This window comes from uncultured Shimia sp. (assembly GCF_947493595.1).
GTDB lineage: Bacteria > Pseudomonadota > Alphaproteobacteria > Rhodobacterales > Rhodobacteraceae > Shimia.
Window position 1 is genome coordinate 361,274 of sequence record NZ_CANLRL010000003.1, and the last position, 14,679, is coordinate 375,952.

19 protein-coding genes and 1 tRNA gene are annotated in these 14,679 nt (G+C 56.4%); 12 read left to right on the forward strand and 8 right to left on the reverse strand.

What is annotated here, in order from left to right; translation table 11 throughout:
* The first annotated feature begins 19 nt into the window (after nt 1-19).
* Together Q0955_RS10630 and Q0955_RS10635 are read left to right on the forward strand one after the other, a co-directional pair.
* Nucleotides 20-220, forward strand: coding sequence for a DUF3955 domain-containing protein (locus tag Q0955_RS10630; protein WP_073253578.1), 201 nt, complete (start codon nt 20-22; stop codon nt 218-220).
* 67 nt (nt 221-287) lie between these two features.
* A complete protein-coding gene (locus Q0955_RS10635) occupies nt 288-1,040 on the forward strand; it encodes a hypothetical protein (RefSeq protein WP_299424116.1) in 753 nt (250 codons plus the stop codon).
* Between the two features lie 327 nt (nt 1,041-1,367).
* On the opposite strand, the gene Q0955_RS10640 is transcribed toward Q0955_RS10635, so the two are convergent.
* The gene (locus tag Q0955_RS10640; RefSeq protein ID WP_299424118.1) at nt 1,368-1,568 is read right to left on the reverse strand and encodes a hypothetical protein; all 201 of its coding nucleotides are present in this window, start codon (nt 1,566-1,568) and stop codon (nt 1,368-1,370) included.
* A gap of 2 nt (nt 1,569-1,570) precedes the next feature.
* Entirely contained in the window at nt 1,571-1,870 is a 300-nt protein-coding gene (locus Q0955_RS10645; protein WP_366140679.1) for a helix-turn-helix transcriptional regulator, read from the reverse strand.
* Nucleotides 1,871-1,941: 71 nt separating this feature from the next.
* Between Q0955_RS10645 and Q0955_RS10650 the strand changes: the two genes are divergently transcribed.
* Nucleotides 1,942-2,583, forward strand: coding sequence for a hypothetical protein (locus Q0955_RS10650; RefSeq protein ID WP_299424121.1), 642 nt, complete (start codon nt 1,942-1,944; stop codon nt 2,581-2,583).
* Between the two features lie 2 nt (nt 2,584-2,585).
* Here Q0955_RS10650 and Q0955_RS10655 read toward each other — a convergent pair whose 3' ends face one another.
* Nucleotides 2,586-2,891: a hypothetical protein gene (locus Q0955_RS10655; RefSeq protein WP_299424122.1), complete on the reverse strand. Its 306-nt coding sequence runs from the start codon at nt 2,889-2,891 to the stop codon at nt 2,586-2,588.
* A gap of 69 nt (nt 2,892-2,960) precedes the next feature.
* On the opposite strand from Q0955_RS10655, the gene Q0955_RS10660 reads away from it, so the two are divergent.
* Together Q0955_RS10660 and Q0955_RS10665 are read left to right on the forward strand one after the other, a co-directional pair.
* Nucleotides 2,961-3,122: an Arc domain-containing protein gene (locus Q0955_RS10660; RefSeq protein WP_088634878.1), complete on the forward strand. Its 162-nt coding sequence runs from the start codon at nt 2,961-2,963 to the stop codon at nt 3,120-3,122.
* A gap of 78 nt (nt 3,123-3,200) precedes the next feature.
* Nucleotides 3,201-4,439 (forward strand): tyrosine-type recombinase/integrase, encoded by a 1,239-nt coding sequence (locus tag Q0955_RS10665; RefSeq protein ID WP_299424125.1) that lies wholly within the window; start codon nt 3,201-3,203, stop codon nt 4,437-4,439.
* A gap of 62 nt (nt 4,440-4,501) precedes the next feature.
* Here the strand turns inward: Q0955_RS10665 and Q0955_RS10670 are convergent.
* Nucleotides 4,502-4,575, reverse strand: a tRNA-Cys gene (locus Q0955_RS10670).
* A gap of 260 nt (nt 4,576-4,835) precedes the next feature.
* Here Q0955_RS10670 and Q0955_RS10675 point away from each other — a divergent pair.
* The 3 genes from Q0955_RS10675 to Q0955_RS10685 all read left to right on the forward strand — a co-directional run bounded on the left by Q0955_RS10675 (nt 4,836) and on the right by Q0955_RS10685 (nt 7,943).
* Nucleotides 4,836-5,489 carry a protein-L-isoaspartate O-methyltransferase gene (locus tag Q0955_RS10675; protein WP_299424127.1) on the forward strand — a complete coding sequence of 218 codons (654 nt, stop codon included), beginning with the start codon at nt 4,836-4,838 and terminating at the stop codon, nt 5,487-5,489.
* A gap of 42 nt (nt 5,490-5,531) precedes the next feature.
* The gene (locus Q0955_RS10680) at nt 5,532-6,944 is read left to right on the forward strand and encodes a TolC family outer membrane protein (protein WP_299424129.1); all 1,413 of its coding nucleotides are present in this window, start codon (nt 5,532-5,534) and stop codon (nt 6,942-6,944) included.
* 72 nt (nt 6,945-7,016) lie between these two features.
* A complete protein-coding gene (locus Q0955_RS10685) occupies nt 7,017-7,943 on the forward strand; it encodes a hypothetical protein (RefSeq protein ID WP_299424130.1) in 927 nt (308 codons plus the stop codon).
* 90 nt (nt 7,944-8,033) lie between these two features.
* Here the strand turns inward: Q0955_RS10685 and Q0955_RS10690 are convergent, their stop codons facing one another.
* Complete coding sequence (locus tag Q0955_RS10690; protein WP_209065235.1) at nt 8,034-8,354, reverse strand: DUF6280 family protein; 321 nt, start codon at nt 8,352-8,354, stop codon at nt 8,034-8,036.
* A 219-nt stretch (nt 8,355-8,573) separates the two neighbouring features.
* Here Q0955_RS10690 and efp point away from each other — a divergent pair, with 219 nt between their 5' ends.
* Nucleotides 8,574-9,137 (forward strand): elongation factor P, encoded by a 564-nt coding sequence (gene efp / locus Q0955_RS10695; RefSeq protein ID WP_299424133.1) that lies wholly within the window; start codon nt 8,574-8,576, stop codon nt 9,135-9,137.
* 82 nt (nt 9,138-9,219) lie between these two features.
* The gene (locus Q0955_RS10700; protein WP_299424135.1) at nt 9,220-9,690 is read left to right on the forward strand and encodes a GNAT family N-acetyltransferase; all 471 of its coding nucleotides are present in this window, start codon (nt 9,220-9,222) and stop codon (nt 9,688-9,690) included.
* Here the strand turns inward: Q0955_RS10700 and Q0955_RS10705 are convergent, their stop codons facing one another.
* Nucleotides 9,691-10,434: a folate-binding protein gene (locus Q0955_RS10705; RefSeq protein WP_299424136.1), complete on the reverse strand. Its 744-nt coding sequence runs from the start codon at nt 10,432-10,434 to the stop codon at nt 9,691-9,693. It lies immediately after the preceding gene.
* Between the two features lie 73 nt (nt 10,435-10,507).
* Here Q0955_RS10705 and Q0955_RS10710 point away from each other — a divergent pair, with 73 nt between their 5' ends.
* Entirely contained in the window at nt 10,508-11,194 is a 687-nt protein-coding gene (locus Q0955_RS10710; RefSeq protein WP_299424137.1) for a TIGR04283 family arsenosugar biosynthesis glycosyltransferase, read from the forward strand.
* A gap of 5 nt (nt 11,195-11,199) precedes the next feature.
* On the opposite strand, the gene Q0955_RS10715 is transcribed toward Q0955_RS10710, so the two are convergent.
* Complete coding sequence (locus tag Q0955_RS10715; RefSeq protein WP_299424138.1) at nt 11,200-13,074, reverse strand: ABC transporter ATP-binding protein; 1,875 nt, start codon at nt 13,072-13,074, stop codon at nt 11,200-11,202.
* 157 nt (nt 13,075-13,231) lie between these two features.
* Between Q0955_RS10715 and Q0955_RS10720 the strand changes: the two genes are divergently transcribed.
* On the forward strand, nt 13,232-14,428 hold the full coding sequence (locus Q0955_RS10720; protein WP_299424139.1) for an aminotransferase class V-fold PLP-dependent enzyme: 1,197 nt from the start codon (nt 13,232-13,234) through the stop codon (nt 14,426-14,428).
* Here Q0955_RS10720 and Q0955_RS10725 read toward each other — a convergent pair.
* Entirely contained in the window at nt 14,425-14,610 is a 186-nt protein-coding gene (locus Q0955_RS10725) for a hypothetical protein (protein WP_299424140.1), read from the reverse strand. The two genes, Q0955_RS10720 and Q0955_RS10725, sit on opposite strands and share 4 nt — an antisense overlap.
* Nucleotides 14,611-14,679 lie beyond the last annotated feature (69 nt).

The window sequence follows — 14,679 nt, forward strand, 5'->3', positions numbered from 1 at the left end:
CCAAAATGGAAAAATTGTCATGAAATCTAAACTTCGTTCCATCGGCTTTGTGGCTTTTATTCTCGCCGGGCTATCATGGCTGGCCGAGACAGCGTTTTATGGGGATATCGACGCAAACGGTATCCTTCAGGAAAGCTTTTTCCTCCCTCTGACGTTCATTCTGGCTGCATTGGGGATTGTATTGCTATTAGCTTCTCTGCTGGTCAAGTTCCGTCGATGATGGGCCAGTCGGGTCTCGCTGTTTCGCACAACAGCCAAGCTTTGGACAAAGACGTGAAAGGTTTCACATGAAGTCTCTTCGACTACGACTGGCCGTCGGCATCGCAGTCATTTTGGCGGCGGTTTGCGCAAACGCGTCAGGTCACCTCACTGTGGGGGGTGTGCAAGAAGGGCCCGGAGGCGAAATCGAGGCGTTGACCGAAGGCCAGTTCTACATAGACGGCACTGCCTCCAGCGCCAGAGTGTTCACGTTCTCGAACGGAACTCGGTTTCTCTATTTCATTCCTATGATTCACCAAGCCGAGCCAGCGTTTTATGAGGCGGTGGCTGGCGAGGTAAAGCGTCTTAAAGCGCAGGGTAGCGACCTTTTCTATGAGTTCATCGACTTCGAAGCAGCGACCCTCACAGACAAGCGTAGGATCAGGGCTATGTATGGTCTCATTCCTACACCGGCTTTTTATGCGCAGAATGCATCTGACGACTTTATAGGGCAGGATAACGCGATGTTCTTGGGTTTTCCGGGTGGCAGAGACGTCAACGTCGATCTGTCTCCGGCAGAGTTGGCAGATGCCTATGAGAATTTGGTTGGTCCGCTTGACATCAGTGACGAGAACCTCACCACACCAATTGAGGAGTTCGTCATGCCAACTGCGGATGTCACGCAACTTACGAGTGTCACAATCGATCAGAGAAACGGGCACTTAGCGAGGGTGATCAATGAAGCACAGAGTAGTGTCATTGTTCTCTACGGCGCGGCCCACGGCGCGGGAACAATGAAAAACCTGCTTGCTCTCGACCCACACTGGCGTCGGGAAAATTGAGTCCAAAGCGACGCAACAACGTGGGATGTTGGGTCTTGGAGCCTATTTTATAACTCTCTTACTGGCATTTTCAGAAGGATGCGCTGCTTCATCAGTTAGAGAGATGAGTGGCTGCAATGGGCCGACAGCGGCTGTTCTGTCAATTTCGACTAAGGTCCGGAAAGTCCGCAGTCTGTGAATTCGACCTCTGATCCTTGCTGCACGCTGCGCGAATGGCTGGTTTTCACGCTGCGCGGGAGCACCCAATTTTACGCTGACGCAGCATTTTCTACGCTGCGAGCGCAGGCAGGGGGAAATCGGACTCACAGAATGGGCTCGTTCCGGCCGTTAGCTGCGTTTTTCGTTAAGGTCCGGTTCAGTTGAATGATCTGAGCAACGTGGTGGTTCGGTCCGCTCATCGTCATAAAGCGCTGCCTGCGTCTCGCCGTTGTCCCACTGGTATAGCAGGCCAATTTCTTCGCCTGTCTTTATACACGTAATGCGGCCGATGGCTTCGGCCGTTGAGCGAACACTTTCATGTTCGGGCATAACTAGCCCCTCTCGTTAAGCAATTCCTTGGGAGCAACATCAAGGGCAAGCGCAATCTGCTCCAGAATATCGATCGATACTGAATTCTTGGCGAGTTCGATCTCGCTGATGTAGCTGCGGTCCACGTCCGCAGCCAAAGCTAGCTGTTCTTGGCTCATACCTTTGGAATTTCTTAGATTCCGGATATTTAACCCTACTTCTTCCCTCAATCTCATGGCCTGTATTCGGCCAGATCGCTGAGATTGCTCTACGGAATATATTCCACAAAACGCGCGCGAGCCTCGCAAAATGGATACTCGCATATGGTGTAAAGGTGGAGTGTGACCGTAAGCTATCAATAATGTAGTAATGAGATCAAAAGGCACATATTGACATGCGGCGCAGACTTATCAGAAATTGGACTGCCGGAACGGTTTTGGCTTTGCTTTCAACCGTGGCTCCACAAGCGGCGAAAGCCTATCAGGTCGATTGTGCCATTCTGCTTTGCCTGGCCGGTGGGTGGCCCGCGTCAGCAGAATGTGCCCATGCCCGCGCCGTGTTTATCCGCCGGATCACGCCCTGGCCGATTGAGCCGCCATTGCAAATCTGGCGTTGTCCTATGGGTATTGCGGAGCGCGCGCCTATGCAAAGCACGGCCCCGAAAATCTGGGAGGCCAGCAACCAAACAGGTCAGACGCTCGGCCAAGTCATTCTGACACAGGTGGTTGAAGGCGGTGCCGATATCGACATCAGTGGTCTGGAATTCGATTTCGTGCGCTCAATCCGCGTCTGGGATGTGCGGTACTATAGTCATCGCGAACGTGGCCGCGACGATGATTGCTCTGAGAGTTACAATATGCGCCTCGGGACCTACGGCACACAAGGTGAATTTGGCTGGCAACGCACGACACCAGCGGCCGCCCCACAATGGGTTCTGCCCTCACGACGCTGTTCGTCATCAAACTGGCGGCGCGGGGTCGGTGTTGAATGGGAGGATCACGAGGGCAACCACGGACATGAGTGGGTGGCCTACTAGGGCTATTCGCCGATGTCTTTCATCCGTTCGGCGATGTCGCCCGCAATGCGTTCATACAGGGCGGCTTGCTTGTCCCTAGGAGAGCCAGGCTTCGGGTTCCTTCGGCGGATGCGTTTGGCAAGCCAGAAGAGCAGCCGGGCTGCTGGATCAGACGTCGCATCCGGTTCTGTGGCCGGATACTTCTCCTCTAGGGCCACGACGATTTCCTGGGACAGGCTGCGCCGGTTGAGGGAGGCATGCGTTTCCAGACGCTTCTTCAGCGCGGCAGGAAGCAAGAGTTTGAATTGGAGCAAAGCTTCTTCTTTCATGATTCCATGATGGACAATATTTGTCCTCAATGATATGGACATTTAATGTCCTTTTGTTGAGGTGTAAATATGAAGACAACCCAATTCAAACTGAACCTACCAGCGGACGTGAAAGCCTGGCTTGAAGAAGAAGCTGTGCGGAACTTGCGCTCGCAAGGCGCTCAGGTGGTGTCATGTTTGCGGGCAGCCATGTCGCGGCAAGAAGCCGTGGGTGAGAGGGCTGAAAAATGAGCCCAAGCCATATCCAGTTGATTCCAACCCCAGAGCTCGCGCTTCTCTTCGGTTACAATGAACCGAGCGCGTCCTTTTATGACTTCTGCCGCAGGACTGGCATCGCTCCAGTGCCGGGGCGGCGCGGGTGGTATGATCCGAAACTCATCCGGGCGCGATTGGATGCTGTTCAGGGCATCAGCGTGGCAGAACGCGACGCCACTTCGCAGCCAAGCCTTGTCGCACAGCGGAGAGCGCGCCGTGCCCAGAAGTAACCTTCCCAAGGGCGTCCACCGTGTCCGGCGCAAGGTTGTATCCGGTGTTCGTTACCATTTCTATGCCTGGCGGGGCGGCCCTAAATTTTGGGAAGGGACGGACCCGAACCCCAAAGAGCCCGAATTTTTCCATGCGTTTTCACAGTGCGGTACGCCCGTGAGCCCGGCTGAATATCTGACGACCCACTTGGTCGACGATTTTCTGTCCAGTGCGTCCTTGCCCAAGGCTGAGCGTTCGAAAGCAGATATCCGCAAGTGGCTGGAACAGTTTCGTGAGGAGTTCGGTGCAGATCCTGTCGCGATGTTCGAAGAGCGCGCCTCGCGGGGCGAGGTCAACAACTGGCGCAAGAAGTGGCTCCATTCTCCGAAGCAACACGACATGGCGGGCACCCATGCGACACGCGTTCTGAATTGGGCGGTCGAAGAGGGCAAACTGAAAGAGCACCACTGCCACAAGCTCAAGAAGCTCTACCAATCGAACCGCACAGAAATCATCTGGACGAGCGGCGATATTGCTCAATTCAATAAACAAGCGCCGAAATGGGTACAGAGGATCCTGACGGCAGGATGCGAAACCGGTTTGCGAGCTGCTGATCTGGTTCAGGTCAAGATGGACCAATTCGAAGACACGCCGCACGGCAAGCGCCTTCGTTTCAGGACCAGCAAGCGTGGCCAGATCGCATATATCCCAGCCACATCGGCACTTGAGAAACTGATCGCAGAGACGCCGGAAGGCCAAGAGGTGCTGCTTGTATCAGAGCTTGGCAGGCCTTTGACGGCCCGTTGGGCGTCGAACCAGATCACAAAGTGGCGGCGCGAAGCCCAGATTCCCCCGTGGATCGATGGCCGAGAGAAGACTCTGTCTGACACGCGCGGGACGGCGGCGACAAGATTGCTGAATGCCGATCTGTCTTTGCGCCAAATCGCAGTTCTGATGGGGTGGTCGGTTCGCTACGCGGCGCAGGTTATCGAGCATTATGCGCAGGTTAGCCCGGACGAAAGCGATGCGGTTTTGCGCAAGCTCAATCGAGCAAAATCACTGTCTCAAGACACAAAAATGTAAACGCCCCTGTAAACGCGGGGCCTCAAACACGGCAAGGAGTGACGCAAGTGATTGTTTTTAAATGGAGGCGAGTACCGGAATCGAACCGGTGTACACGGATTTGCAATCCGCTGCGTCACCACTCCGCCAACTCGCCATCCGTGGTGCTCTGAAGTGAGGCTCCAGAGTGGGCGCATAAATGGTATGAATCTTGGGAAGGTGCAAGCCCCTTTTTGAGGGCATTTTGTCGAGGGGCACCTCAATGACGTTTCGGCAAGGCTGGGCCTTTGGCGCGGCAGGGGCTTGATAAGGCGCGCAGAGTTGTCACATTCGGCGAAAAGACAAGCGCATACCGTTGCTGAGAACGCGCGGTTGTGGCAAGAGAACACAACACGAGTCTGAGCACATGAGAAATCGATGACCGACTATGCCACCCTCCGCACCACTATGGTTGATACGCAGATCCGCCCGTCAGACGTGACCAAGTTCACTGTCATTGAGGCGATGTTGAACGTGCCGCGCGAGGCCTTTGTGCCCAACAGCCAACGCGACGCGGCATATGTGGACACCTGTGTCTCTTTGGAAAAGGGGCGCGTGGTTCTGGATGCGCGCACTCTGGCCAAGATGCTGGATGCGTTGGATGTTCAAAATGATGAGTTGGTGCTCGATGTTGGTGCCGGCCTTGGCTATTCCTCGGCAGTCATTGCGCGTATGGCGGAGGCCGTGATTGCGGTGGAAGATGACGAAGCAAGAGCTTCGGAGGCGCAGGCCGCCCTGAGCGAACAAGGCGCGGACAATGCTGTGGTGCATCAGGGCGCGTTGGCGGCTGGCGCTGCTGAGCATGGTCCATATGATGTGATCCTATTGCAGGGCGGCGTTGAGCAGCTGCCGGACGGGCTTTTGACGCAACTCAAAGAGGGTGGCCGCATTGCTGCTCTGTTTGTGGAAGGCGCTTTGGGGGTTGTGCGCATCGGTTATAAACTTGATGGTGAGGTCAACTGGACCTTTGCTTTCAACGCAGGGGCCCCCGTGATGCCTGGTTTCGAAAAAGACCGCGCATTCCAATTATAAGGCCGACAACAAGCAGGCCACGATACGCAGGAGGCAGCAGCCATGTTCCAGAAGGTACAAAATGCAGTCCGGCGCGGTGCGCTGGCATGGACCGTTTCAGTGGTGTCTATGAGCGCGGCGCAAGGCCAGACGCTCTCAGACGCTTTGGCAACCGCGTATGAGCACAGTGGCTTGCTCGAGCAAAACCGGGCGCTTTTGCGCGCGGCTGATGAAGATGTTGCGATCACGCAGGCATTGCTGCGCCCGATCATCAACTGGTTTGGCAACGTCAACTACGACTACGGTCGGAACGGCGCGGGATCTGTGACTTCGTCTGTTGGCTGGACGCCTTATGCCAATATTGGCGTTTCGGCGGACCTGCTGCTGTTTGACAATGGCAACTCCAAGCTGGCGGTTGAGGCTGCAAAGGAATCAGTTCTGGCAACCCGCCAGGCGCTGGTGTCCGTAGAGCAATCGGTGCTGTTTAACGCAGTGCAGGCGTTTATGGACGTTGTGGCGGACGATGAGCTGGTCAAGCTGCGTCAAAACAACCTCCGTCTGCTCGAGCGAGAATTGCAGGCAGCACAGGATCGGTTTGAGGTGGGCGAAGTGACCCGGACCGACGTGGCCCTGGCCGAAGCCCGATTGGCGGGCGCGCGGGCGCAGTTGGCTGCGGCACGTGGCGATCTGGATGCCAGTAAGGAATTTTATGCAGCGGCTGTCGGTGAGCGGCCTGGCAACTTGGTAACGCCGCGAAGCCTGCCAAAAGCAGCGGGTTCCGTGGAACAAGCCAAAACGGTTGCGGTCCGATCGCACCCGCAGATGTTGCAGGCGCAGTACCAGATTTCGGCGTCTGAAATTAATGTAGAGCGGGCGCGGGCGGCGATGGGGCCAACGGTGACGCTAAAAACCAACATCGGTGCGCGACGTGATTTTGATTCGTCGGCCTTTTCCGACTCTGCCCGTGTGGGTGTTGAGCTGGGCGGACCAATCTACCAGGGCGGCCGCCTGTCGGCACTGCTGCGTCAATCTATGGCCCGTCGGGATGCGGAACGGGCCAACCTTCATGTGGTGCGCCACAACATTCGCCAGAATGCCGGCACCGCCTGGGCGCGTTTGATCGCGGCTGGCGCGCAAATTCAAGCCAGTGCCCGGCAAGTGGAAGCATCGCGGATTGCCTTTGAGGGCGTGCGTGAAGAGGCCAAATTGGGTGCGCGGACCACTTTGGATGTCCTGACAGCTGAGCAGGATTTGCTGGATGCTGAAGCGGATCGCATTGATGCGCAAGCTGTGCAGATTGTGGCAGCCTACGCGGTTCTGTCCTCCATGGGGTTGTTGACAGTGGATCACCTGAACTTGCGGGTGGAGCGTTATGATCCGGAAGCCTACTTCAACATGGTGAAAAACGCCCCGGCGCTGCGGTCCGAACAAGGTAAAAAATTAGACCGTGTGCTTAAAGCAATTGGGAAAGAATAACATTTTTCCTATCTGTTGTGTGGCTTAGCGGCAGAGGCTACACTCTTGGTGAGGTAAGAGTGGTGAATTTCTATGTCCGATCCAGTGACCAACACGGAAATCGAAGATGTCTTGACGTCTATCCGCCGGCTTGTGTCGGAGAATCGGCCGTTGCCGGACGCGGATAAAGACGAGGCGCCGGTACGTCCGGTGGCCTTTGACACGTCTTCGGCGCAGGATGAGATTTCGGAAGAAGAGCCCGCTGCGGTGGAAGCGCCATTGGCGCTTGTTCTGACGCCTGCGTTGCGGGTTGAGGATGCGCCTGAAACTGAGGCTGACCCAAGCGCGGTTGAGACAAGGGAAGACAGCGACGAGATCGGTGCTTTGGACATTGCCGAAAATGATCCGGTTGCCATTGTGGAGATTTCTGAGGCGCAGGTTGAGCCTGAAGCCTTGGAGGTTTCAGTGGCGGGTCAGGACGAGGTTTCTTTTGAATCTGAAGAGGATACGCCAGACGTCACCGAGGCCGCGCAGGATGAAGTGATGGTGGAGGTGGCCTCTGAGGATGAGGCAGCTGGGCCTGAAGATGAAGCGCCTTTGGCTTTTGAAGCGGTGAGTGATTCCGCGCCGGAAGAGGCGATGGATGAAGAGCAGCCGTTTGATTTCAAACAAGTGCTGGAAGCGCGGATCCATCAGTTTCGGGATGCAACCACCACCGATGAAGTCACGTATGATGGTGATGTGGATGCTGCGCCCGATATGGCCGATGCGGTGATGGATGAGCTGCGCGCGACTATGCCAGATGAGATTGCAAGCGCCGGTGATGTCGTCGATGCGGAGGCGCTTTCTGATGCGATGGAAGACGCGGCGGAAATTGACGAGGCAATGCTGCGTGAAATGGTGGCCGACATTGTGCGCCAAGAGCTGCAGGGCGCGCTGGGTGAGCGGATCACCCGCAATGTGCGCAAGTTGGTACGGCGCGAAATTCACCGCGCATTGGCGGCGCACGACCTCGGATAGGTTAACGCGGCCGCGCTCAAGCAGAATTTTAAACAACAAAAAACGCGCCCATTTGGGCGCGCTTTTTGTTAGGCAGCTTGCAGAATAGACTTAGGCGGCTTCGGCCTGCGCAGCGGCATTGCGGCGCTCGCTTTCTTCGCGCGACAGCGCAACGGAGGTGCGGACACCTTTGCCAACAAATTCCATCAGGCCTTCGACCACACGTTCATTGGGGTCAATCCCTGCGCAGGACAGCACTTCACGACCGTCACGGGACCGCGCCCAACGGGCGATCTGTTCCGGGCCGTTGCCGTATTTCTTGTCATCTGCAATGGCATCATCCAAGGCCGCGAGCACCACAGCTGCGAACAACTTGCGGGCACGGTTGCCTTGTTCATTGTTGTATGCCGCTGCATCAACGAAATCGGTCATCGAGTCGTCCTTGTGTAATTGCTCTTGTATTTCCGGCGTGGCGCTCCTTATGACGTATCCAAGCCGATTCGGATAGTCCGCAGATGCATAGCTTCTATGCGGAATTTGCATAGCATTCTGTGGATTTTTCCCGCGACAGGCTGTCTTGCCAGCTGCCGACTGGGCAGATATAGGAGGCTAAACTCTCCGATCAACCTTTTTTGCTTAGGTTTTCTTAATATGCCCAAGATCAACGGTAACGAAATTCGCCCCGGAAACGTGCTGGAGCACAATGGCGGTCTTTGGGCCGCTGTGAAAGTGGACCACGTAAAGCCCGGAAAAGGCGGCGCATTTGCGCAGGTCGAAATGAAGAACCTGCGCAATGGTTCCAAGCTCAACGAACGCTTCCGCTCTGCGGACAAAGTGGAGCGTGTGCGGTTGGAGCAGAAAGATCAGCAGTTCCTTTATGAGGATGATGGCATGCTGATCTTCATGGACACCGAGACCTATGAGCAGAACCAAATTTCTGCGGAATTGCTGGGGGATCGTCGTCCCTTCCTGCAGGATGGCATGACCATCGTGGCAGAATTTCACGAATCCGAAGCGCTGAACGCCAAGTTGCCACAGAAAGTGATCTGCAAAGTTGTTGAGACAGAGCCGGTGGTCAAAGGCCAAACCGCTGCGAACTCGTTCAAACCTGCGATCCTGGACAATGGTGTAAAAGTCATGGTGCCACCGTTTGTGGGCCAAGATGAGAGCATCGTCGTGAACACCGAGACCATGGAATATTCCGAGCGCGCATAAACTGCGTCCGGACATATATCCCCGCGCAACCTGCCGGGGGACAGATTAAGAAACCTCCGGTGACACCACTGGAGGTTTTTTTGTGATTAGATTTTTAAGAGCAGACGAGGTTGAGAAGTTGTTGCCGCTGTCAGCGCAGGTGAATGCGCTGCATGAGGCTCAGCATCCGGATCAGTATCGCGGTGATGCATCGCCGGCGGAGGTGATGGAATTCTTCACGCAGCGGCTGGAAGAAGGTGCGCAGGTGTTTGTCGCCGAGGGGGCGGATGGCGCGGTGACCGGCTTTTTGCTGGCAGTGCCTGTGGTGCGGGAGGCATCGCCGTTTCTGCATCCGGCCCGGCATGTGGAACTGGATCAGATTTGCGTCGATAAAACCTACCGGGGGCAGGGTATTGGTAAGGCGTTGATCGCGGCTTTGGAGGCGTGGATGCGCGAGTGCGACTTCCATGAATGGAAGTCGATGGTGCATGGCTTCAACACGCATTCGCAAAACCTCATGCGTGGGCAGGGCGCCGAGGTACTGGGGCTGCGCTATCGCAAAGCTCTTGGCTGATCAGATTGGGTAGCTGATTTTGGCGTCGCCGGCGGTCATGTCTTCGCTTGCGCGGTCATAACGTAGATAAGCCAGAGCCTTGTCGCCCGCGCGGCTGAGCAATGTGCCGACCGCTTTGTCGTTGGCCTGAATGGGCGTGCCAAAAGCGGCGTCACCGTCGATAGCAACAAGTGCAAGGCCTTTGCGCAACTCGGTCTTGTGCTTCATGCGGGCGGTGACTTCTTGACCGACATAGCAGCCTTTTTTGAAATCAACGCCGTTGAGGCGCTCAAAACCCATTTCGAGAATGAAGCTGTTTTGGTCCAGCTCCAAGCCTGCATTGGGCACTTGGTTTGTGACGTATAGATCGGTCCAGTCAACCGTATCGTCGGTTTGTGCAGAGTCGCGATAGGCCCGCCAGCCAAGGTTTGCCGTGCGCGGGTCGGGGGCACCGTCTTCCGGCGCATTGCCAAGGCCGCGATGCAGCTGAAGGTTGGTCTGCTCTATGGAGACGTCGGCGCGCAGTTTATACATGGTCAAACGCTGCAGAAGCGCGGGGGCCTGCTCGGCATCAGCATCCAATAGGACCGCATCGCCATCGCGCTTCAGGAAGAAGTCGGCGAGGTATTTGCCTTGTGGTGTCAGGATGGCCGCGTAGAGCAACCCATCGGTGAGATGGGTCATGTCATTGGTGATGAGACCTTGCAAAAAGCTCTCTGTGTCATCGCCGGTGAGGCGGAAAATGCTGCGATCTGAGGTGGACATGCCGCTGCTCCTGTTCTTGCGCTTCTCTGTCATATAGAAGCAATATCGCCGTGCAACAGGGCTGGAGTAAGAAATGCGTGCACCTGTGAGTGTCATCATCCCGACACTGAACGAAGAAGACGGGTTGCCGACCTGTTTAGGCGCGTTGTTCGAGGGCGTGTCGGCGGGCGTGATCCGGGAGTTGATCGTCGCCGATGGTGGTTCCGAGGATGCCACGTTGCGGATTGCCGGGGAGGCCGGGGCCGAGGTTGTGCCTTGTGTGCCGTCTCGTGGTGGGCAGTTGCGGGCAGGGGCCGCAAAAGCACAGGGTGAGTGGCTGTTGTTTGTGCATGCCGATACGGTTTTGCCGGAAGGTTGGAGTGCATCAATTGAGGCACATTTGGCGCAGTACGAGCGCGCCGGTTACTTTGGCTTGTCGTTTGAAAAAGGCAAGCTTACCGGGAAGCTTGTAGCGGGCTGGGCAAATTTCCGAAGTCGGATATTTGGATTACCGTATGGCGATCAGGCGCTTCTGATTTCGCGCCGTCTTTATGAGGAAGTAGGCGGTTTTTCGGACATTCCGTTGATGGAAGACGTGGCACTGGCGCGGGTGCTTGGACGGGCGCGGTTACAGCGGCTTCCCGGGCATGTCACAACCAGTCCGCGTAAATATCAGGCCCAAGGCTGGTTGCGCCGAGGTGGGCGCAACCTTTGGACGTTGGGTCGATATCTATGTGGCGTGTCACCGGAGAAATTGGCGGCGGCGTACCGGCTTCAGTGAGCGGCTTATTCGCGTCCGGCCAGACGGCCAAAGAGACGTGCGACCAGTGACCGCTTTGGTTGGGGAAGAGTTGCGTTCAAGCCTTCAGCCGGTTTCAAGGCCCTGGCTTCTGCGGTCTCACCTTTGGTTTTGAATTGCAGCTCGTACAGGTCCGCATAGATACCACCTTTCGCTAGCAGCTCTTCATGGGTGCCTTCATCCACAACCTGTCCTTTGTCCATGACCAGGATTTTGTCGGCATCCCGCACCGTTGAGAGCCGGTGGGCAATCACCAAGGTCGTGCGCCCGGTGGACAGTTTGTCCAGAGCAGCCTGAACAACAGTTTCTGATCGAGTGTCGAGCGCTGAGGTGGCTTCGTCCAGCAGCAAGATGGGGGTGTCACGTAGCAAAGCGCGGGCAATCACCACGCGTTGACGTTGACCGCCTGACAAGTTGGTGCCGCGTGGGCCCACTTGGGTGTCCAGGCCGTCCGCCAACTTGGGCAAGAAGTCGGACACGTGGGCCGCCTTGAGCACCTCCTGCAAGCGCTCTTCGCTGACATTGGCTTGATCCAACAGGATGTTTTCCCGGATCGTGTCATCAAAAAGCATGGCCTCTTGCGACACCACGGAAAACAGGCCGCGCAAATCGGGTAGGCTCATGTCGAGATTGTTCACGTCGTCGATGAGGGTGGTTCCGGTTTGAGGATCAACCAGGCGGGTGAGCACATTAAAGATTGTCGATTTGCCTGCGCCTGAGGCGCCCACAATCGCGGTTGTTTTGCCGGGCTCAGCCACAAAACTGGTGCCATCGAGCACCGTGACGTCGCCATATGACAGGTGGACCTGGTCCATCGCGATGCCCGGGATGTCTTGCGGCGCTGCAACAGGTTTGAGCGGCGATTTGATGGTGGGTTCGGCCTCAATGAGTTCCTTGAGGCGTTCGATGGCAGCAGCGGCAACCTGCCAACGGCCAGAGAGGCCCGCAAGGCGGCGCAGCGGCTCAAACATCATGCCCAAAGAGGTAAAGAAGCTCATGAATTGACCGATGGTTTTCTCACCGGACACAATCTCGCCGCCGCCATAAATCAGCACACAGAAGAAACCGAGCCCGGCGGTGAAATCGACCATGGCGGCGATGGAGGATGTTCCGGCTGTTGCCCGTACCTCGGCGCGCACAAGTTTGTCAGTCAGGAAACCAAACTTGGTTGTTTGGTATTTTTCCAGAAGGTTGAGCTTCGTTGGGATGATGCCATGGAAAGTTTCATCAAGTTGGGTGGCGATTTTTGCACCAAGATCGCGGGCTTCGCGGGCGCGGCGGCGGACAAACCGCTGTGCGATCAGAGACGGGAGGATCAGGAGAGGCGTGCCAACCAAAGCCACAATCGTCCAGCGCCAGTCAACGCTGATGGCGACCCCCAACAAGGCAATAAGCGAAATGAAGTCGCGGCCTGCGCCGGTGATGAATGAGCTCCACACACCGTTGATCGCGGTCACGTCCGATTGCGTCCGTTGAATGAGATAACCGGGAGGGTGGGTTTGGTGGAAGGCGTTGTCCTGCAGCATCATGCGGCCAAGCAAGTCGATACGCAGGTCAGCAGAGGTGCGTTGGGCGGCGGTGGTCATCATGACCTTGTGGCCAATGCTGGTGACGCCGCGGGTGAAAAAGATGCCGGCAAAAACCAAGCCAACGGCCCAGAGCGCGGTTTCACTGCCCGCCGAGAAGGCGGTGTCAAACATCGGTTCCATCATCCAGGCGATGAGGCCAAGCGTAGAGCCTTCGATGGCCATAAGAACGGATGAGAAAACCAGCAGCCACTTGTGACGGTGGAGATACTTCCGCCAGAGCCAGGACAGCAAATAGCCGTTGTCTTTGGTGGGTTGGACGTCTGTTTCAGTCACGCTTGCAGCCTTTTCCGACCTTGTATTTGTTATTGACCTTTACAGGTCACGGGGCTGCAAAACCAGAGCCAAAACAGGGGGCTTTGGGGTGGTGGTAGGCAATTGACGTTGCGCAAAAGCCAGCTAGGGTGCCAAGAAGTTCAACGGAGGCGCAATCATGAAACTCACGCAAGGGCAAACCTATCTGGCGATTCCGGGACCATCGGTGATGCCGGAAGCGGTATTGCGGGCGATGCATCGAGCGGCGCCAAACATCTATGAAGGTGAGTTGATTGAAATGACACATGGGCTGTTGCCGGATCTGAAAAAGATCGCGGGCACACAGCATGAGGTGGCCATTTATATCGGCAATGGACACGCCGTTTGGGAAGCGTCGCTGGCCAATGTTATTGGGGAAGGCGATCGTGTTTTGGTGCCTGCGACCGGGGCGTTTGGGCATGGCTGGCGCGAGGTTGCAGCCGGTTTGGGCGCGGAATGTGAGGTGCTTGATTTTGGGCGCCGTGCCCCTTTGGATTCAGCGAAAGTGGCGGAGGCGCTGACGGCAGACAAGACGCACAGCATCAAAGCGGTGTTGGCTGTGCATGTGGATACCTCCACCTCAGTGCGCAACGACATCGCCGCTTTGCGCGCGGCCATGGATGCAACTGGCCACCCTGCATTGTTGATGGTGGATTGCATCGCGTCTCTTGGCTGTGACCGGTTTGAAATGGATGCCTGGGGTGTCGACGTGATGATTGCGGCCAGCCAAAAAGGGCTGATGGTGCCGCCAGGCGTGGCCTTTGTGTTTTTCAACGAGAAAGCCGCTGCGCGCCGTGCGGAAATGCCCCGCGTGAGTCGCTATTGGGATTGGGTGCCTCGGGCCAACCCTGAGGCGTATTATCAGCTGTTCTGTGGCACAGCGCCGACACATCACCTGTATGGCTTACGAGTTGCACTGGACATGATCCTCAGCGAAGGCCTCGAACAAGTCTGGCAACGCCACGACATCTTGGCGAAGGCCATTTGGGCGGCTTGTGATGCTTGGAGTGCGAAGGGGCCACTAGAGTTGAATATAGCGGATGAGGCGCATCGCAGCCGCGCGGTGACGTCTTTGCGGATTGGCAAAGAACATGGCACTCGGTTGCGGCGCTGGTGTCAGGATCAGGCTGGTATCACATTGGGTATTGGTTTGGGTATGGCCACAGAAGACGATCCGCACAGCAACGGGTTCTTCCGTTTTGGGCATATGGGCCACGTGAATGCACAGATGATTATGGGACTGTTGGCAACTGTGCAGACAGGCTTGATTGCTTTGGACATTCCGCACGGATCCGGCGCGATCGAGGCGGCGGCGCGGGTGATCGCAGACGTCTAAACCTGGCTGTCGAGATGGGATCGCAGGCGGTCGATGCCTGCGTTCATAATCACCGCCAGGACGATCACTGCCGGAAACCCCCAGAGCAGAAATACCAGAACAAAAACCCAAAGCAGGTTCACAAATCCCATGATCATGCAGGCGGTGGTGAAATCTTCAACAGGTTGGACAGGGCGCGACATACCGGGCTCTCCTTAGACGCAGGATAGCTCTGATTCGTGTCACAAGACGGAAAAAATTTCGTGAACAGG